The following is an 18,644-nucleotide window of genomic DNA, read 5'->3' on the forward strand; positions in this document are numbered from 1 at the left end:
AGTAATTTTAGGATAAAAACTGCTATATTTGAACCATGTTATTCAAGGATATTTTAGGACTTTCCCATATAAAAAAGCATCTGGTATCCAGTGCCGATGCAGGCCGTATACCGCATGCCCAATTATTTGTTGGGCCGGAGGGCTGTGGCACCTTGCCAATAGCGTTGTGTTATGTGCAGTACCTGATCTGTGGCAATAGTGAGGGGGAAAATAACAACGGCAATAATGCCTGCAACACTAAATTTAATGCCTTGGCACATCCGGACGTGCATTTTGCCTTTCCGGTATCCAATTCGGAAAAAGTAAAAAGTCATGCCGTTAGTGACCATTATTTGGAGGAATGGCGCCAGTTTATAAAGGAGCAGCCCTATGGAAATTTATTTGATTGGTATAAATTAATCGGGATAGAAAATAAACAGGGACAGATCGGTGTGGACGAGGCCCAGGATGTGGTAAAGAAACTTTCCCTGAAATCCTACGAAGGGGGATATAAGGCCCTGATTATTTGGATGGCCGACAAAATGAATACCGCTACCGCCAACAAATTGCTGAAATTGATTGAGGAACCGCCGGACAAAACGGTATTGATTTTGATCGCAGAAGATGAAGAACAAATAATTCAGACGATCCGATCTAGGTGCCAAATATTGCATTTTCCTCGGCTGGCTGAAGAAGCTATTTCCCAAGCCCTCATTGAAAGGGGAGTTTCCGAGGAGGACGCCCATAGAATATCGCATGAAGCCAATGGTAATTTTAATAAGGCGCTCGATTTCATGAACAACGATTCCGAGGATTTGGTTTTCGAGAAGTGGTTTGTGCAATGGGTTAGAAGCGCCTTTAAGGCCAAGGGCAACAAAGCGGCGATCCACGATCTTATCTCTTGGAGCGAGGTGGTGGCAAAGACCGGTAGGGAGACCCAGAAAAAGTTCTTGAATTATTGTATGTCCGTAATGAGGCAGGCCCTTATGATCAATTACAACACCCGTGAATTAGCTTTTATGCGGATTCATGTAGAGGGGTTTCAATTGGAAAAGTTTGCCCCATTTGTTCATGAAAACAATATTGTTCACATAGTACAGGAATTGGAGGATGCCATTTATCACATTGAAAGAAATGGGAATTCCAAACTGATCCTCATGGATCTATCCATAAAATTAACCCGATTGCTGCACAAAAAAGCCGCGTAAAGGAATTGTAAAATCTTAAAGTCATGACCATGGACAACCTATTGACCTATCCTACAGAATTACTTCTTCTTCTATTTATGACCATTACCTTTCTTCAAAGTGCAATGGATAAGATCTTGGATTGGAAGGGCAATTTGTCTTGGTTAAAAAGCCATTTTTCCCAAACACCATTTAAAAATATGGTTCCCTTGTTGTTGGGGACGGTTATGGTAACCGAAATTGTGACAGGAGTGTTCTGTACCATAGGATTTTATATGCTCATCGTTCAAGCAGATGGTTCAATGGCCTTTGCCGGTGCTATTCTTGCCTGTCTGGCCTTGTTGATGTTACTACTTGGCCAGCGGGTGGCGAAGGATTACGATGGGGCAAGGACCATAGCCATTTATTTTATACCGGCTATTTTCTTGGTGTATTTATTGCACTAGAATTATTGGCCATTGCGATTTCTTTTTGGCCCAGATCAACAAAAGCATATCAATTGAGAGGGAGCTGTATTCCCTTTCGCTTACGTAAAAGTAAGCAATGGTAACTTTTTAGCCGAACATACTGTACGGTCGGTTTTTTACACACAAACCCGGAAGGGATCAAATTAAAAATCCGATTTATGGAACTAATGGGCCGATTATCGGTTAAAATCTGTCAAAAGTGGCTTGGCCGGAGTCGGCCTACCAACCATGTAGTTTGTAGCTGCCTGTTTATTTCTAATCGGATATTTTAAAGTTAAAGGGGATATTGGTAATTTAGGGCTAGTGTTTGGCGGTTATTTTCTTGCTGTAAGGCAGCTATAATATACTAGGGCTGAAATGGATTTATCGGAAATAAAATCAAAATCGGTTGGATTGGTGTTGTCCGGTGGGGGTGTTAAAGGTATGGCGCATATAGGAATGATCCAGGCCCTTAACGAATTTGGAATTAATACTAGGACCGTTTCTGGTACCAGTGTAGGGGCTTTGATAGGAGCATTATATGCCAACGGCAATCCTGTTTCGGAAATGCTTCAATTCTTTAAGGAAACGCCACTTTTCCGCTATCATTTTATGACGATATTAAAACCAGGCCTTTTGGATACGGACCGGTATTTTGATCTTTTGGCGAGATATTTTCCGGAAAATTCCTTTGAATCCTTGCAGCGCAAGCTTTATGTAGTAGCTACCGACTTGCAGAAAGGGGATGAAAAAGTATTTTCCAAGGGGGAATTGATTAAGCCCTTGTTGGCTTCTGCGGCATTGCCGCCAGTCTTTAGTCCGGTGGCTATCAATGGACGCCTATATGCAGATGGGGGTATTATGAACAATTTTCCCTATGATGAGGTTGCCGTTTCATCAGATTTTGTCATTGGGAGCAATGTCTCCGGAATCAAGGAAATTCCCAAAGAAAAAATAAGATCGTCCTTGCAGTTGGCGAATAGGACTACCTCTTTAATGGTTTATGCCATTAACAGAAACAAAGTCAATAAATGTGACCTATTATTTGAGCCCAAGGCTTTGGAACTTATCGGGATACTGGACAAAAAAGGAATTGAAAAAGCCTATGCCATTGGTTACGAACATGCTGTAAGGCTAATGCAACAAACTTTTAGCACCTCTTAAATTTAAAGGTACTTCTCTATTTTAGGAAAAATAAGTTTATGGGGAGATAAAAAGAAGGGGTTTTAAACCTGATTTACCAATATAAAACCTTACTTATTTTTTTGTTTAGGTTTTATTTTCATTTTTTGTCTACTGCCATTTACACATCATCATAATCCACCGTAAGCGTTGGGGTTGTGGGATGTGCCTGGCAGGTAAGGATCAATCCTTCCGCTATTTCGCTATCCGTTAAAATTTGGTTTTTTACCATGTTGGCCTTTCCTTCCTTGATTCGGGCAATGCAACTGCTGCATACGCCACCTTGACAGGAATAGGGGGCATCTATATTCTCTTTTAGAACGGCATCCAATACCAAGCCACCCTTGTCCATGGATAGGGAAAACTCCTCATCGTCCAAAATAACCGTAAGTTGGGTCTTGCCTTCCAATCTTTCAGGAAGCTCATCCTTTATCTCCGTAGCGGTAAACAATTCAAAATGGATCTTATCTTCGGAAATGCCCTTGTCCTTAAGGTTTTCGGTCACCAACTGTATCATTGCCTCGGGGCCACATAGATAGTAATCGTTAAATTCTAGATTTTTATGTTTGTTTTTAAGTATATAGTTCACCGTTGAGGTCTCTATACGGCCAAAAATGGATTCGTCCTCTTGGGTCTGACTCAATATAAAATAGATATGAAACCTATTGGTATATTCTAGCTGGAGCTTTACCAAATCGGTATAGAACATGGTTTCCTTATATGATTTATTCCCATAAACCAGCACAAAATTGTTTTTGGCATTGGATTCCAATACGGTTTTGGCGATACTCATAATTGGGGTAATACCGCTGCCTGCCGCAAAGGCAGCTATGTTTTTTGGGCTTGGGGAAGGTTTAAAAATAAACCGGCCCTCCGGGGGCATTACTTCCAATACATCACCTTCCTTAAGTTTGTTATGTGCAAAATCCGAGAATCCACCCTTGTCCACTTTCTTGACGCCAATGGTAATGCCCGCACATTTAGGGGAGGAACTAATAGAATAGGCCCTGCGCAATTCCTTGCCCTTTATTTCCTTTTTAATGGTGATGTACTGACCTGCCGTAAAGGAAAATGTCTGGATCAGTTCTTTGGGAATGGCAAAGGTTATCGCCACTGAGTTTGGGGTAAGTGGTTTAATTTTTTGAACGGTAAGCGAATGAAAGTGGGCCATATTAAATCTTTGGTGCAAAATTAAGCAAAGCAGGGAGGATTTAAAACGGGAAATTAAAAAAATACCGGCAGTTTGTAACAAATACCCTAAATTGGGCACTAATCTATCAGGTTTAACTCTCCAATGCATGTTAAAGCAATTTCTTACACTAGAATGGAAATCCTTTTATAGATCTGCCTCGTTTAAAGCCAATCTCGCCATTAAAGATTTTTATGGTCTTGGGAGTATTCTATTTTATGGCCGTATTTCTGGGCCTTGGAATAGGGGCTTTTTATATCATTGAAAAGCAAGGTTGGGGAGATCCGCTCTTGGTAGTGAATCGGTTCATAGTCTATTATTTGGTGGGTGACCTTTATGTGAGGTATATGCTTCAGAAAATGCCCATTACCAATATAAAGCCTTTGCTCTACATTCCTATTGACAAAAGTAGGATAGTGTGGTATTCCTTGGGGAAAACGGTAGTCTCATTTTTTAATTGGTCACATGCCTTTTTCTTTATACCCTTTTCCATAGTACTATTGATGGAGGGCTACCCACCTTTGGGGGTCATTGGTTGGCATTTGGGAATCATGGCACTGTTTTTCTGCAATAATTTTATAAACGTACTGGTAAATAATAAGGACAATGTTTTTTACGTATTGCTAGGCCTATTTACGGTTCTGGGTATTTGTCAGTATTCTGAACTATTTAATATAACGGTCTATAGCGCACCATTTTTTAATGCACTTTACGAGTTACCCTGGATGGCTCTTTTAATATGTGGATTGCTAATAGCATTGGTATTTTCCGCTTTTTCCTATTTTAAAAGGCATATGTATCTGGATGCGGGGTTAATAGGAAAGAAATCGATGGCAAAAACGGAGGACTATGCCTGGTTGAACCGTTTTGGGAATTTGGGTACTTTTTTAAAGAACGATATAAAATTGATAAGGAGGAACAAGAGATCAAAAACCGCCGTAATAATGAGTTTTTTCTTTATTTTTTATGGACTGTTCTTCTTTACCGGTGCCGTAGAGGCATATGACGGTCCTGTTTGGAAAATATTTGCCGGGATTTTTATTTCCGGAGGCTTCTTGTTCAGTTTTGGTCAGTTCGTGCCCAGTTGGGACAGTTCGTACTATCCCTTAATGATGAGTCAGAATATTAGGTATAGGGAATATTTAACTTCCAAATGGTATTTGATAATTATAGCTACGGTAGTAAGTACCATTCTTGCCTCCTTCTATATATACTTTGGCTGGGATACCTATTTGGCGGTTATAGTAGGGGCCATTTATAATATTGGTATCAATTCCTATATGGTACTATGGGCCGGTGCCTATATTAAGACACCCATTGAACTAACATCCAATAAAAAGGCATTTGGGGATAAGCAGGCCTTTAATGCAAAAACCCTGTTATTGACGTTGCCCAAACTAATTTTACCCTTGGGAGTCTATGCCCTGGGACATTATTCTATTGGCCCGACCGCGGGCTATATTTTTGTAGGTATGGCCGGGGTTATCGGATTCGGCTTTAGAAATAAGGCATTTGCCATGATTGAGTCCATCTACAAAAAGGAAAAGTATAAGACGCTTGCGGCCTACAAACAAAAAGCATAAAAGGAATATATATGATTTCAGTCCAAAATTTAACAAAAAAGTATGGGGAATCCATTGTTTTGAATATTGAAAATTTGGAAATCCCGAAAGGACAGAGTTTTGGTCTGGTGGGCAATAATGGAGCAGGAAAGACTACCTTTTTTAGTTTGATGCTGGATTTAATCCAGCCCACTACCGGACATATCGCAAATAATGGTGTTCAAGTAGATTCCAGTGAGGCATGGAAACCATTTACTTCGGCATTTATTGATGAAACTTTTTTAATAGGATACTTAACTCCGGAGGAATACTTCTATTTTATCGGGGAACTGAGGGGCCGTAACAAGGCCGATATAGATAACCTCTTGGACGGGTTCGAAGATTTTTTTCACGATGAAATTTTGGGCCAGAAAAAATACTTGAGGGATTTGTCCAAAGGAAATCAGAAGAAGGCAGGTATTGTTGCTTCCTTCATTGGGGATCCCGAAGTAATTATTTTGGACGAACCATTTGCCAACTTGGACCCAACTACACAAATAAAACTTAAAGGGATTATCAAGGATTTGGCGGCCAATAAGGGAGTTACCGTTTTGGTTTCCAGTCATGATCTTATTCATGTTACCGAGGTTTGTGAGCGGATCGTTGTACTCAATAAGGGCGAGTTGGTAAAGGATATCAGTACCTCTACGGAGACGCTTAAGGAATTGGAAGTTTTTTTCGGAGGATAAATTGTCCTGTAGCCAATAATGGCATTGTCATCCAAGGATATTTTCGCCCGCTCCCTTCAATGTGGTTTTGTATCCTTTAAAGGATAGGTAATGGTAAGTTTCATTTTTTGCTGCGGATATGGTCCCTTATCATTTTCTTTGTCCAATCACTAAAAATAATGCTGTTTTTGTCGACCAACTACATAATAATCCGGCCGTTTTTAAGTTAAGGTTAGGTACGAATACATAGAATTTTGAAGCTTCGCAATACACTTATACTTTCAATTGTTTTTGGAGGATTGGCCTTTAATGCCTGTTCTACCAAGAAAGACGCCCTTTTAAACCGTAATTGGCATGCATTAAATACCAAGTACAATACCTTGTACAATGGTAATATTGCCTTCGAGGCAGGGCGTGAAGGTCTCAATGCCGTATATCAGGACAACTATTGGGAAGTATTGCCAGTGGAAAGACTGGAGGTCACCGAAGACATAAAATTGGATTCCGAAGACAACAACCCCAGTTTCCTTCTTGCCGAGGAAAAGGCTACCAAGGCCATACAAAAGCACAGTATGGACATACAGGACGAGGAGCGAAACCCCCAGACCGATGAGGCCTTTTTACTTTTGGGCAAGGCCCGGTATTTTGATCAGCGGTATATGCCCGCTTTGGAATCTTTCAACTATATCCTAAATAAATATACCCAGAGCGATAAACTTAATGAAGCAACCATTTGGAGGGAAAAGGTGAATATTCGTTTAGAAAATGAAGAGCTTGCCCTGAAGAATTTAAAGCGTTTAATAAAACAGGAATATTTAAGTGATCAGGAATATGCCGATGCCCGTTCCATGATGGGTCAGGCCTACATCAATCTAAAAATTCCGGATACGGCCATCCAGCAATTAAAGATTGCCTCGGTCTATACCAAAAAGAATCCTGAAAAAGGGCGCTACTTATACATTATTGGCCAATTGTACAATCAATTGGGTTATAGGGACAGCGCCAATTATGCCTTTGATAAGGTGATCGATCTCAACAGGAAATCGCCCAGGGTATATATGATCAATGCGCATTTGCAAAAAATTCAGAATACCGAACTTACGGATGACAACAGGGAGGAATTGTACGGGTATCTTACGGAATTGGAGGAAGACCGGGAAAATAGGCCCTTCCTGAACAAGATATACCGTCAGATAGCGGAATTCCATTTAGCAAATAAATCCGATAGTTTGGCGCTGTTATATTATAACAAATCCTTAAGGGCCACCCAAAATATGCCCCAATTGAACGCCCTCAACTATGAAAATTTGGCGATCTATAATTTTGACCGGAATGAATACAAACCTTCCGGGGCCTATTATGACAGTGTATTGCAGAACCTCAATGAAAACACCAAGAAATACAGGGAGGTTAAAAAGAAACTGGACAATTTGGAGGATGTTATTAAGTATGAGGAGGTGGTACAGTATACGGATAGTGTAATTACCTTATACGAGCTTCCAATTAAAGATAGGATAAGCTATTTCGAGGGCCATATTGCCCAATTAAAGGAGGTGGCCGAAAAGGACAGAAAGAAAGAGGAAAGTATGGCCAATGCCGGTTTTGCCGCCTTTGGTAAAACCAAGGGGGGAAAGGAGAACAAGGGCAAGTTTTATTTTTATAACATTACTACCTTGGGTTATGGCAAGAACGATTTTAAGACCAGATGGGGGAAGAGGAGCCTAGAGGACGATTGGCGTTGGTCCAATAAATCAAAAGGGCAAAATCAGGAGGTTAATGGAGAAAACCCGTCCAATACGTCATCGAATTATGTTGCAGCAATAGGGGAAGAGGAAAAATACAATGTTGACTTCTACTTGGGTAAAATACCTACGGACCCAAAGCTGGTAGATAGCTTAAGGACCGAGCGCAATTTTGCCAATTATCAATTAGGGTTGATCTATAAGGAAAAATTTAAGGAAAACCTTTTGGCCGCGGGCAAATTGGAGAGCGTTCTAAAATCCAATCCGGAGGAAAGGTTGATAATCCCATCCAAATACAACCTATACAAGATATACGAAGAGTCCGGAAGTGCGTTGGCAACGGATATGAAATATGATATCATTAAAAACCATCCCGAATCCAGATATGCGGAAATTCTTTTAAATCCACAGGCCATTTTAACGGGAAGTGCAGATAGTCCGGATGCCAAATATCAACGCCTGTACAAGCTGTTCCAAAATCAGGGGTTTTTACAAGTAATTACAGGGGCCGAAGAAAATATAAGTAAATATACCGGGGACCCTATTGTTCCAAAATTTGAAATGTTAAAGGCCAACGCCATTGGTAGGTTACAAGGGTTTGAAGAGTACAGGGAGGCATTGAATTATGTGGCCCTAAATTATCCCAATAGTCCGGAAGGGAAAAAAGCACAGAGCATGGTGGCGGAACAATTACCAAAGTTGGAACCTAAAGATTTTTCCAACGAAACAGAATCTACAGGTTCCGGTAATTGGAAGTTGGTATTTCCGCTTAAAATTAAGGATGATAAAAAGGCCCTAAGGCTCAAGGAACTTTTGGAAAAATCCATTAAGGAACTGAACTATAAGAATATGGTCTCAAAGGATATCTATAATCTTGAGGATCAATTTGTAGTGGTTCACGGTTTTAAATCCAAGGACTTTGCCCTTGGCTACGCAGAATTGATAAAAAACAATAAGGATTACCGGATCGATGATGAGAATTTCGTAATTTTATCCAACAACTATAAAATAATTCAAGTACATAAGAACATAGCAGATTATAGAGCCCAGCAATAAACCCCAAAACCTTAGCAAAATGTTTTCAGATAACAAAAAACCCCGTGTTATGACAGAATTAGGCGGACAACCAAATAGAATTGAGAAAAACACCAAAATCAAAGGGGATATTGTCTCCGAGGCCGATTTTAGGATCGATGGAAAATTGGATGGCAATGTAAAGACCTCAGGAAAAGTGGTCATAGGAATAGATGGTTATATCCATGGTAAAGTGGAGTGTGTCAATGCCGATATTGAAGGTAATTTTAACGGAGAGCTAATTGTGTCCGATCTCTTGACCTTAAAGTCTTCCGCTGTAATTGAGGGTACCGTTATAGTGTCCAAATTGGCGGTCGATCCAGGTGCTACCTTCAATGCGTCCTGTACCATGAAGGGCAGGGAGGGGAAAGGTGCAGTAAATAGCCCAATGAAACAGTCAGCAACCACCAATGAGCCAGCCAAAGCGTCCTAAAGATAACAATGGTTTAAAAAATGCGGCAATCCTTACAGGGATTGCCATAGAAATGGGAGGCATCATTTTTTTGGCCGCCCAGGGAGGAAAGTGGTTGGATGGATATTTTGAAATGGAATCCAAAACCTTTGTTATTATACTTACCCTACTGGGAGTGGCTGTTGCCATTTATTTGGTTTTGCAGCAATTGAAACGCATAAAGTATTAATGTCCAATAATAACCGGAATCCACTTTTATTTACTTTTTACCTTTGCTTGGTATTGTTGAGCCTTTTGGTTTTTTGCCTGCATCTTCTCATACTTTATTTATTCGGATTTCCTTTGTTGGACCATATGATCGTTTTGGCGTATCTGCTCAATGTGGTGTTGGCCCTGATCATATTTTCGGTGCTTTACTTGTTTCGGGAGAAATGGAGGGATCAGATCGGATTTCTTTTTTTAGGGGGCAGTATGCTCAAGTTTTTATTTTTCTTTCTCGTTTTTTATCCTTTCTACAACACAGATGGGAATATGGAATCTTTGGAGTTTACTACTTTTTTTATTCCCTATTTGCTGTGCCTACTTTTGGAGACGTTCTTTACTGCCAGAATGCTAAATAGTTAGCTTCAATTTTGTTTTCCAAATTACTTTTAAGTAAGGTCCAAAATAAACCGATTAATGCTTTTTTCTTTTTGAGATAAAAGCGTACATTTGCACGGATTTTTTGAGACCGATATTTTAAGCGATATGCAAAAACCATTTTACGTCAAATTTCTTTTTGTTGCTACACTTCTTCTGGGTATCAATGCTTTCGCACAAGAAAAGGGCCACTCGTCCAGTGGGGAAAAAGGAAGCCTAAAAACCGAAATCAAGGAATTTATTGGACATCACTTGTTGGATTCCCATGATTTTACCCTTTTTACCATAGATGAGGAAAAAAATGAACATGTGGGTTTTCCACTGCCCGTAATTTTGTGGGATAACGGTCTAAAGGTGTTCTCATCGTCCAAATTTCACCATGGGGAATCTGTGGCGGAAGTGGATGGGAATTATTACGCCCTTTACCATGGAAAAATAGTGAAGACCGATGCCGAGGGGACCATCAACTACGATGAGGACCATCATGCGACCAATGTAAAACCGTTGGATTTTTCCATTACCAAAAATGTTGTTTTTATATTTTTGGTATCGGCCTTGATGCTGTTTATGTTTGGCAGAATGGCCAAATCCTACAAAACCAGTGCCATGCCAAAAGGCATAGGTCGCTTATTGGAGCCAATTATTCTTTATATAAGGGACGACATTGCTATTCCCAATATTGGAAAGAAGCATTACAAGAAATATATGGGTTATTTGTTAACGGTATTTTTCTTTATATGGATTATAAACCTTTTGGGACTTACGCCATTGGGGGTAAATGTTACCAATAATATTGCGGTAACTTTTGCTTTGGCCATCCTGACCTATTTGATCACTACGTTTACCGCCAATAAGAATTACTGGAAGCATATTTTTTGGATGCCGGATGTACCCGTCTTTATGAAAGTTGTTTTGGCCCCGATCGAGCTTTTGGGAACCATTATCAAGCCTTTCTCCTTAATGATTCGTTTGTATGCGAACATTACCGCGGGCCACGTGGTCTTAATGAGTATATTGGGAATGATGTTTATTTTCAAAAACTGGATAGGGAGTCCATTGTCCTTTGGTTTGGCCTTTGCACTTTCTTTACTGGAGTTGTTGGTAGCGGCCTTGCAGGCCTACATATTTACGATGTTGTCCGCCCTGTATTTCGGTTCGGCCGTTGAGGAGCATCACGATCACTAAAAGTAGAATGTTTAATAATTAATTTTATATATTATGGAAATCCCAACTATTGTAGGAGCTGGATTGATCGTTATCGGTGCTGGTTTAGGTATTGGTAAAATTGGTGGTTCCGCTATGGATGCCATCGCTCGTCAGCCAGAGGCTTCAGGTAAGATTCAAACAGCAATGTTGATTGCTGCTGCACTTATCGAAGGTATTGGTTTTGCTGCGCTTTTCGCATCTTAGTCAAACAAATTAAAGAACAGTTATAACGGTTGGTTATAGCTGTTCTTTTACAATTAAAAATTAAACGTTTACATTTCATAAATTAGGACATGGAAAAATTAATAGAGCAGTTTTCATTTGGATTGTTTTTTTGGCAATTGTTATTGTTTATAGCAGTGCTTATCTTGTTGCGTAAATTTGCGTGGAAACCCATACTGGATGCCGTTGAGGATCGTGAATCCGGTATTAAGGACGCATTGGCCGCAGCAGAAAACGCCAAAAAGGAAATGCAAAATGTTACTGCCGATAGCGAACGTCTTTTACAGGAAGCGAGGGTAGAACGTGAGGCTATGATAAAAGAGGCGCGTGAAATGAAGGAGAAAATCGTTGCCGATGCCAAGGAATTGGCACAGGCGGAGGCCGATAAAATGATCAAGCAGGCGCAACTTGCTATTGAAAGTGAAAAGAAAGCGGCCGTTGCCGATATAAAGAACGAAGTGGCCACCCTATCCTTGGAGATTGCCGAAAAGGTCATAAGGGAACAGTTTTCCGATAAGGCCAAGCAAATGAAGTTGGTAGAGGAAATGATTGGGGATATCAAGCTAAATTAGGAACAGGGATATGAACGAAGCTAGAGCAGCCGTACGTTACGCAAAAGCAATATTGGATCTGGCGGTAGAGAACAAGGCTACCGAACAGGTGGAGAAGGATTTTCGTAAGATATTATCCACTATAGTTGATAGTACCGAACTTCAGGAGATGTTGGGAAGTCCCGTATTAAAGAGTGAGCTTAAGAAGAACGCATTATTGGAAATCTTCAAGGGTTGCGACGCTGTTACGAATGGACTAATTTCCACTTTGGTGGACAATAAACGTATTTCAATTTTGGGCGATGTTGCCGAGAAGTTCATTATTTTAAATGAAGCCCGTAAAGGTCAGGGTGTAGCATATGTAACCACTGCGGTTCCTTTAAGCACCGATTTGGAGAAACAGATATTGAGCAAAGTAGTCGAGCTTACAGGTAATGAAACCACTATAGAGAACAAAGTGGACGAGCGTATTATAGGAGGTTTTATTCTGCGCGTTGGAGATTTGCAATATGACGCAAGTATTGCCAATAAATTAAGTAATTTGAAAAGAGAGTTTACAAATAGTCTATAAATAATTTTTTTGGACGGACTTGGGTTTCAAGGGTGTCCTAATCTTATATCTATAACAAATGGCAGGAGTAAAAGCCGCTGAAGTATCAGCAATATTAAAGAAGCAGTTGTCGGGATTTGAAGCATCAGCTTCATTAAACGAGGTAGGTACCGTTCTACAAGTTGGTGATGGTATCGCTAGGGTTTATGGATTATCTAATGTCCAATATGGGGAATTGGTTGAATTTGAAGGGGGACTTCAGGGGATCGTTCTTAACTTGGAAGAAGATAACGTTGGTGTTGTATTGTTGAGCCCCTCAAGAAATGTAAAGGAAGGTTCTGTTGTAAAACGCACCCAGACCATTGCCTCCATTAAAGTAGGTGAAGGCATTGTGGGCCGTGTTGTAGATACACTGGGATCTCCCATTGATGGCAAGGGACCGATAACCGGGGATTTATATGAGCTGCCATTGGAGCGTAAGGCACCAGGGGTTATTTTCCGTCAGCCGGTGAATGAGCCATTGCAGACCGGGATTAAGGCCATAGATGCCATGATTCCTGTGGGCAGGGGCCAACGTGAGTTGGTTATCGGCGACCGTCAGACCGGTAAGACAACCGTTTGTGTGGATACCATCTTAAATCAGAAAGAGTTTTACGAAGCAGGTAAACCTGTATATTGTATCTATGTTGCCATAGGGCAAAAAGCCTCTACGGTGGCAAATATTGCCAAAACATTGGAAGACGCCGGGGCTTTGGCCTATACCACAATTGTGGCGGCAAATGCTTCCGATCCTGCTTCCATGCAGGTGTATGCACCATTTGCCGGCGCGGCAATTGGAGAATATTTCAGGGACACCGGCAGACCCGCTTTGATTATATACGATGATTTGTCAAAACAGGCAGTTGCCTACCGTGAGATATCGTTATTGTTAAGACGCCCACCAGGACGTGAGGCCTATCCCGGGGATGTATTTTACCTTCACTCCAGATTATTGGAGCGTGCCGCAAAGGTTATCGCGGACGATAAGATTGCCGCAAACATGAACGATTTACCGGACGTACTTAAACCAATGGTAAAAGGTGGGGGATCATTAACGGCTTTGCCCATTATTGAAACCCAGGCAGGGGATGTTTCGGCCTATATTCCTACCAACGTAATCTCTATTACGGACGGACAGATTTTCTTGACCCAGGATCTTTTCAACCAAGGGGTACGTCCGGCGATCAACGTAGGAATTTCAGTATCACGTGTTGGAGGTAACGCCCAAATAAAATCAATGAAAAAGGTGGCCGGTACCTTAAAATTGGATCAGGCACAGTTCCGTGAGTTGGAAGCTTTCGCCAAATTTGGTTCGGATCTGGATGGCGCTACCTTGAATGTTATTGAAAAAGGACGTAGAAATGTTGAGATTCTTAAACAAGCACAGAACGATCCCTTTACAGTAGAAGATCAGGTAGCTATAATTTATGCCGGTTCCAAGAACTTGTTGAGCAAAGTTCCTGTGGAGAAGGTAAAGGAGTTTGAGAGGGACTATCTGGAGTTTTTGAATGCTAAGCACAGGGATGTTCTGGATCAGCTTAAGGCAGGAAAGTTGACAGATGAGGTGATAGATGTTTTAACTTCTGTGGCCAAAGATCTATCCGCTAAATATTAAGAGAGTATTTCTTTCCGTCTTCTTGGACAAAGTAAGATAGGAAAAAGTGAATAAATGAATGTCTAACACAGTATTCCTCTCCTTGGGAGAGCTTAAGTGGAGCCTATGGCCAATTTAAAAGAAATACGTAATAGGATTGCTTCGGTATCTTCAACGATGCAGATTACCAGTGCCATGAAAATGGTATCTGCTGCCAAGTTGAAGAAGGCCCAGGATGCCATTACCGCAATGCGCCCATATTCCGATAAATTATCGGAACTTTTGCAAAACCTTAGTGCTAGTTTGGATGCGGATTCCGGGAGCAAGTTTGCCGATAATCGTCCAGTGAAAAAGGTTTTGATCGTGGCCATAACCTCTAACCGGGGTTTATGCGGTGCATTTAACACGAATATCCTAAAGCAAAGTGCGCTGCTGGCAAGGGAGACCTATGCGGACAAACAGGTAGATTTTGTTGCCATTGGAAAGAAGGCCAACGATATTTTAAAGAAAAAGAACAAGGTTATCGCCAACCACAGTTCAGTTTATGACGACCTAACGTTCGATAATGTGGCGGTCATTGCCGAGGAGTTGATGGATCTGTTTACCACAGGGGCATATGACAAGATCGAAATTGTTTATAACAAATTCAAGAATGCGGCCACACAAATCGTTATGACAGAGCAATTCTTGCCCATAGTTCCTGTAGAGGGGGAGGCCAATTTGGCAGCTGATTATATTTTTGAGCCCTCTAAGGCGGGGATTGTAGAACAATTGATTCCAAAATCATTAAAGACCCAGTTGTATAAAGGAGTGCGCGATTCGTTTGCCAGTGAACATGGGGCACGTATGACCGCTATGCACAAGGCAACGGACAATGCGACCGATTTAAGAAATCAGTTGAAACTTACCTATAACAAAGCAAGACAAGCTGCCATCACCGGCGAGATTTTAGAAATTGTTGGTGGTGCCGAAGCACTGAACAATTAGGCGGAGCGGTAGCGGAGCCAAATTTTCCCAGCAACTGAAGCACTGAACAATTAGGCGGAGCGGTAGCGGAGCCAAATTTTCCCAGCAACTGAAGCACTGAACAATTAGGCGGAGCGGTAGCGGAGCCAAATTTTCCTGGGAGCGGAGGCTTTGAACAATTAAAAAGCCGCCAGGGTTTCAAATTGTTAATTGCTAAGCACTGAACAATTGGGTACATTTTAATTTAGCTGACCCTATTGTAGAATTATAATAATAAGCCTCACAGGAATGTGGGGCTTTTATATTTTTAAAGATATTGGGATGGTTAATTACCGAACAAGCTAATTTACTAACTTTGCGGGCATCGATTAAATGCCTAATTTTAGAGCTAATTCATAGATTTCTTTGAATCCACTTAAAAAACTATTTAAACAGACGTTTATCTATGGTTTGGCTACGGTCTTGCCCCGGATGTTATCGTTTCTTTTAACCCCCTTATATGTCACTGTGCTACCCACGGATGGATACGGGGAAGTTTCCATTATTTTTGCGTGGTTTGCTATTTTTAATGTGTTATTGGCCTATGGTATGGAAACGGCCTTTTTCCGTTTTTACAACGATACATCCCTAAATAAGAAAACGGTTGTTACCACTTCATTGATTTCCATTGGGGCCTCTTCCTTTATTTTCCTGCTCCTGGCTTTTATGTTTAAAGAGGCTATATCATCAATAAGTGATATAGATCCACAATTTATTTCTTATGCGATATTGATTCTTGTTTTGGATGCTTTGGTGATCATTCCGTTTTCCTGGTTAAGAGCCAATGAAAAACCAATGAGATATGCCTTGGTCAAGATTGCCAATGTAATAATCAACCTAGGACTCAATTGTTTTTTCTTATTAATTCTTCCAATATTGGTGAAAAGCAATCCAGATGCGTTATTAAGCAGTCTTTACAAGCCTAACTTTGAAATCTCCTATATATTCATCTCTATGTTGATTGCCAGTGGCACCACTCTCCTTTTGATGTTGCGCCTATATTTAAGAAGGCCCTACGTCTTCGACAGGTTTATATGGAGCAGCATGATGAAATATGCTGCCCCTGTTTTAGTGGCTGGTATTGCCTTTACCGTCAATGAGGTGTTTGATCGAATTATGTTGGATTGGCTATTGCCAAACGATATTGCCGAGAGTGAGATTGGGAAATATTCTGCCTGCTACAAGCTTACCTTATTCATGACGTTATTTGCAACGGCCTTTAGGATGGGAATAGAACCCTTTTTCTTTAGTCACTCCAAAAGTGATAATCCGCAAAGGGCCTATGCACAGATTACCAATTATTTTGTAATCTTGGGAAGTGTTATTTTACTTTCCGTTGTGGTCTATGCCGATGTCCTTAAACTATTCATTGTTCCCAATTCGGATTATTGGGAGGCCATGTCTGTAGTGCCCATAATTATTTTGGCCAGTTTTTGCCTGGGAATTTACCACAACCTATCGGTGTGGTACAAAGTAACGGACCGTACAAAATTTGGGGCTTATATTTCCCTCATAGGGGCAGTCCTAACAATAATTATCAATTTTGCCTTTATTCCCTATTTTGGATATGTGGCCTCTGCCGTGGCAACTTTGGTAGCCTATGCCTCTATGGTAATATTGTCCTTCTTTTTTGGCAGAATGTATTACCCGATTCCTTATAACCATAGAAAAATTGTTTTTTACCTAGTGGTTTCAATCTTATTTTCCATGCTATCTTTTTACGTTTTCAATCGTAATTTGATTATTGGGAGTATATTTTTCATTATATTCTTGGGGATGGTATACAGGCTTGAAAGCGATAAATTAAAACAAATATTTCTTAGAAAATGACCATAAAAATTATCAATAAATCCGTTCATCCCTTACCCGATTATGAAACATTGGCTTCCGCCGGGATGGATTTAAGGGCCAATCTCACAGCATCCGTTTTGTTGCAACCTATGGAAAGAACTATAATAAAGACGGGTCTTTTCCTGGAGCTTCCAATTGGTTATGAGGCACAGGTTAGACCGCGAAGCGGGTTGGCGGCGAAAAAAGGGATCACCGTTCTAAATGCTCCTGGCACGGTCGATGCCGATTATAGGGGGGAAGTAGGGGTAATACTGATTAATCTGTCGACCGAGGCCTTTACCATAGAGAATGGGGAGCGTATCGCCCAATTGGTCATTGCCAAGCATGAAAGGGCAGAGTGGCACTCGGTGGAGGAGCTTTCGGAAACTTCGAGGGGAGCAGGAGGATTTGGCAGTACCGGGGTGAAATAAAACCCTGGGAGAACAGGGTGGGTTCTGGCATTATCACTAATTTTATGGAGGCGTAGGATTGTCTGCTTATTAACTTGCGGGAAACTGTCCAAATAAAAGTAATTAAGGGCCGTCCAATCCTGGGTTTAAGTGGATCATGGCTTTAGGGATGTTTGTTTAGAAGAGCTTGCAAATGGGAAGGAGGATACACATATTTATTTTTGCCTTGGGGTTGGTGTTAATTCCAAGGACTGGTTGTGCCCAAGACAATGAAATTAAGGAAGAAGGGAGTGCCGATATGTTTTTGGAAGAGTATACCGATGAGTTTCAGGAAAAATTCTTTGAGGCATTAAAGCAAAAAGGCATTGAAAACTACGATAGGGCAATACATCTCTTCTTGGAATGTAAACGCCTGGATCCGGACAATTCCGTTTTGGACTATGAACTGGCCAAGGCCTACTTGGCATCCAAACAGTTTGATTTGGCCAAGCAATACGGTATTGCTGCCTTGAATGCAAGGCCTGATAATTTTTGGGTGTTGAATAGCCTGGTAGATATTGCGCAGCGACAGGGGTTGGACTTGGACGCGGCAAAAGATAGGATTCCTTATAATAATACCAAACTCCAGGAAAATCTCGCTACCATCTATTTTAAGCGGGAAAACTATGAAAGTGCCTTAAAGATTCTTAATGGCATGCAGGTTTCTGCATTTTCCAAGGATCTAACCTCAAGAATAAACAGTTCTATTGAGAGCAAGGAAAATACTAAGGATACAATTGTGGTAGCGGTTGAAAAGGAAAGCCCTATGGATGTTTATGTATCCAATATTTCTGGTTATTTGACAAAAGGCGATTTTAATAATGCAGTATCCGCTAGTGGGGAGGCCTTAGAGAATTTTCCGGCGCAACCCTATTTTTATTACACTTACGGACTTAGTTTAAATAAGGTAAAGAAGTACAAGGAGGCCATTGACATATTGGAGTCGGGGTTGGATTATTTATTGGACGATGTTGATCTTGCCAATAAAATGTACAAAGAATTAGTGGATGCTAACAATGCTTTGGGAAATTCTTCCAAAGCAAATATGTATCTTAGTAAATTAAAATCCGGGTCGTAAA

Annotated in this window: 19 protein-coding genes; 18 read left to right on the top strand and 1 reads right to left on the bottom strand. The window is 40.9% G+C overall.

Annotated features, from left to right (window positions below; all coding sequences use genetic code 11):
* Nucleotides 1–35 precede the first annotated feature (35 nt).
* The 3 genes from D0S24_RS00100 to D0S24_RS00110 all read left to right on the top strand — a co-directional run bounded on the left by D0S24_RS00100 (nt 36) and on the right by D0S24_RS00110 (nt 2,776).
* Nucleotides 36–1,187, top strand: coding sequence for an ATP-binding protein (locus D0S24_RS00100; protein ID WP_117017830.1), 1,152 nt, complete (start codon nt 36–38; stop codon nt 1,185–1,187).
* A 29-nt stretch (nt 1,188–1,216) separates the two neighbouring features.
* Nucleotides 1,217–1,612, top strand: a complete 396-nt coding sequence (locus D0S24_RS00105) for a DoxX family protein (protein ID WP_117018532.1) — start codon at nt 1,217–1,219, stop codon at nt 1,610–1,612.
* 378 nt (nt 1,613–1,990) lie between these two features.
* Nucleotides 1,991–2,776, top strand: a complete 786-nt coding sequence (locus tag D0S24_RS00110; protein ID WP_117017831.1) for a patatin-like phospholipase family protein — start codon at nt 1,991–1,993, stop codon at nt 2,774–2,776.
* A gap of 139 nt (nt 2,777–2,915) precedes the next feature.
* Here the strand turns inward: D0S24_RS00110 and D0S24_RS00115 are convergent, their stop codons facing one another.
* A complete protein-coding gene (locus tag D0S24_RS00115; RefSeq protein ID WP_117018533.1) occupies nt 2,916–3,965 on the bottom strand; it encodes a ferredoxin--NADP reductase in 1,050 nt (349 codons plus the stop codon).
* Between the two features lie 212 nt (nt 3,966–4,177).
* On the opposite strand from D0S24_RS00115, the gene D0S24_RS00120 reads away from it, so the two are divergent.
* The 15 genes from D0S24_RS00120 to D0S24_RS00190 all read left to right on the top strand — a co-directional run bounded on the left by D0S24_RS00120 (nt 4,178) and on the right by D0S24_RS00190 (nt 18,643).
* Nucleotides 4,178–5,566 carry a DUF5687 family protein gene (locus D0S24_RS00120; RefSeq protein ID WP_309545086.1) on the top strand — a complete coding sequence of 463 codons (1,389 nt, stop codon included), beginning with the start codon at nt 4,178–4,180 and terminating at the stop codon, nt 5,564–5,566.
* Nucleotides 5,567–5,577: 11 nt separating this feature from the next.
* A complete protein-coding gene (locus D0S24_RS00125) occupies nt 5,578–6,273 on the top strand; it encodes an ABC transporter ATP-binding protein (RefSeq protein ID WP_117017832.1) in 696 nt (231 codons plus the stop codon).
* 233 nt (nt 6,274–6,506) lie between these two features.
* Nucleotides 6,507–9,050, top strand: a complete 2,544-nt coding sequence (locus D0S24_RS00130) for a hypothetical protein (protein ID WP_117017833.1) — start codon at nt 6,507–6,509, stop codon at nt 9,048–9,050.
* A gap of 19 nt (nt 9,051–9,069) precedes the next feature.
* Nucleotides 9,070–9,501, top strand: a complete 432-nt coding sequence (locus D0S24_RS00135; RefSeq protein ID WP_117017834.1) for a polymer-forming cytoskeletal protein — start codon at nt 9,070–9,072, stop codon at nt 9,499–9,501.
* Nucleotides 9,479–9,709: an AtpZ/AtpI family protein gene (locus D0S24_RS00140; RefSeq protein ID WP_117017835.1), complete on the top strand. Its 231-nt coding sequence runs from the start codon at nt 9,479–9,481 to the stop codon at nt 9,707–9,709. The genes D0S24_RS00135 and D0S24_RS00140 overlap by 23 nt, the downstream gene beginning before the upstream one ends.
* Complete coding sequence (locus D0S24_RS00145; RefSeq protein WP_117017836.1) at nt 9,709–10,104, top strand: DUF6168 family protein; 396 nt, start codon at nt 9,709–9,711, stop codon at nt 10,102–10,104. Before D0S24_RS00140 ends, D0S24_RS00145 begins: the two co-directional genes overlap by 1 nt.
* A 123-nt stretch (nt 10,105–10,227) precedes the next feature.
* Nucleotides 10,228–11,304, top strand: coding sequence for a F0F1 ATP synthase subunit A (gene atpB, locus D0S24_RS00150; protein ID WP_117018534.1), 1,077 nt, complete (start codon nt 10,228–10,230; stop codon nt 11,302–11,304).
* Between the two features lie 33 nt (nt 11,305–11,337).
* On the top strand, nt 11,338–11,529 hold the full coding sequence (gene atpE / locus D0S24_RS00155; RefSeq protein ID WP_031446173.1) for an ATP synthase F0 subunit C: 192 nt from the start codon (nt 11,338–11,340) through the stop codon (nt 11,527–11,529).
* 89 nt (nt 11,530–11,618) lie between these two features.
* Complete coding sequence (locus tag D0S24_RS00160) at nt 11,619–12,119, top strand: F0F1 ATP synthase subunit B (RefSeq protein WP_117017837.1); 501 nt, start codon at nt 11,619–11,621, stop codon at nt 12,117–12,119.
* A 10-nt stretch (nt 12,120–12,129) separates the two neighbouring features.
* Entirely contained in the window at nt 12,130–12,669 is a 540-nt protein-coding gene (gene atpH, locus D0S24_RS00165; protein WP_117017838.1) for an ATP synthase F1 subunit delta, read from the top strand.
* Nucleotides 12,670–12,727: 58 nt separating this feature from the next.
* The gene (gene atpA / locus D0S24_RS00170; protein ID WP_117017839.1) at nt 12,728–14,302 is read left to right on the top strand and encodes a F0F1 ATP synthase subunit alpha; all 1,575 of its coding nucleotides are present in this window, start codon (nt 12,728–12,730) and stop codon (nt 14,300–14,302) included.
* A 105-nt stretch (nt 14,303–14,407) separates the two neighbouring features.
* The gene (gene atpG / locus D0S24_RS00175; RefSeq protein WP_117017840.1) at nt 14,408–15,268 is read left to right on the top strand and encodes an ATP synthase F1 subunit gamma; all 861 of its coding nucleotides are present in this window, start codon (nt 14,408–14,410) and stop codon (nt 15,266–15,268) included.
* 384 nt (nt 15,269–15,652) lie between these two features.
* Entirely contained in the window at nt 15,653–17,116 is a 1,464-nt protein-coding gene (locus D0S24_RS00180; protein ID WP_117017841.1) for a lipopolysaccharide biosynthesis protein, read from the top strand.
* The gene (gene dut, locus D0S24_RS00185) at nt 17,113–17,547 is read left to right on the top strand and encodes a dUTP diphosphatase (protein WP_117017842.1); all 435 of its coding nucleotides are present in this window, start codon (nt 17,113–17,115) and stop codon (nt 17,545–17,547) included. The genes D0S24_RS00180 and dut overlap by 4 nt, the downstream gene beginning before the upstream one ends.
* Nucleotides 17,548–17,719: 172 nt before the next feature.
* The gene (locus D0S24_RS00190; protein ID WP_117017843.1) at nt 17,720–18,643 is read left to right on the top strand and encodes a lipopolysaccharide assembly protein LapB; all 924 of its coding nucleotides are present in this window, start codon (nt 17,720–17,722) and stop codon (nt 18,641–18,643) included.
* The last annotated feature ends 1 nt before the right edge of the window (nt 18,644 follow it).

Origin of the sequence: Arenibacter sp. P308M17 (assembly GCF_003426735.1) — a bacterium.
Lineage (GTDB): Bacteria > Bacteroidota > Bacteroidia > Flavobacteriales > Flavobacteriaceae > Arenibacter.

Coding starts and splice junctions, on each gene's coding strand:
- D0S24_RS00100 (WP_117017830.1), top strand. CDS start 36: ATGTTATTCAAGGATATTTTAGGACTTTCCCATATAAAAAAGCATCTG.
- D0S24_RS00105 (WP_117018532.1), top strand. CDS start 1,217: ATGGACAACCTATTGACCTATCCTACAGAATTACTTCTTCTTCTATTT.
- D0S24_RS00110 (WP_117017831.1), top strand. CDS start 1,991: ATGGATTTATCGGAAATAAAATCAAAATCGGTTGGATTGGTGTTGTCC.
- D0S24_RS00115 (WP_117018533.1), bottom strand. CDS start 3,965: ATGGCCCACTTTCATTCGCTTACCGTTCAAAAAATTAAACCACTTACC.
- D0S24_RS00120 (WP_309545086.1), top strand. CDS start 4,178: ATGGTCTTGGGAGTATTCTATTTTATGGCCGTATTTCTGGGCCTTGGA.
- D0S24_RS00125 (WP_117017832.1), top strand. CDS start 5,578: ATGATTTCAGTCCAAAATTTAACAAAAAAGTATGGGGAATCCATTGTT.
- D0S24_RS00135 (WP_117017834.1), top strand. CDS start 9,070: ATGTTTTCAGATAACAAAAAACCCCGTGTTATGACAGAATTAGGCGGA.
- D0S24_RS00140 (WP_117017835.1), top strand. CDS start 9,479: ATGAGCCAGCCAAAGCGTCCTAAAGATAACAATGGTTTAAAAAATGCG.
- D0S24_RS00145 (WP_117017836.1), top strand. CDS start 9,709: ATGTCCAATAATAACCGGAATCCACTTTTATTTACTTTTTACCTTTGC.
- atpB (WP_117018534.1), top strand. CDS start 10,228: ATGCAAAAACCATTTTACGTCAAATTTCTTTTTGTTGCTACACTTCTT.
- atpE (WP_031446173.1), top strand. CDS start 11,338: ATGGAAATCCCAACTATTGTAGGAGCTGGATTGATCGTTATCGGTGCT.
- D0S24_RS00160 (WP_117017837.1), top strand. CDS start 11,619: ATGGAAAAATTAATAGAGCAGTTTTCATTTGGATTGTTTTTTTGGCAA.
- atpH (WP_117017838.1), top strand. CDS start 12,130: ATGAACGAAGCTAGAGCAGCCGTACGTTACGCAAAAGCAATATTGGAT.
- atpA (WP_117017839.1), top strand. CDS start 12,728: ATGGCAGGAGTAAAAGCCGCTGAAGTATCAGCAATATTAAAGAAGCAG.
- atpG (WP_117017840.1), top strand. CDS start 14,408: ATGGCCAATTTAAAAGAAATACGTAATAGGATTGCTTCGGTATCTTCA.
- dut (WP_117017842.1), top strand. CDS start 17,113: ATGACCATAAAAATTATCAATAAATCCGTTCATCCCTTACCCGATTAT.
- D0S24_RS00190 (WP_117017843.1), top strand. CDS start 17,720: ATGGGAAGGAGGATACACATATTTATTTTTGCCTTGGGGTTGGTGTTA.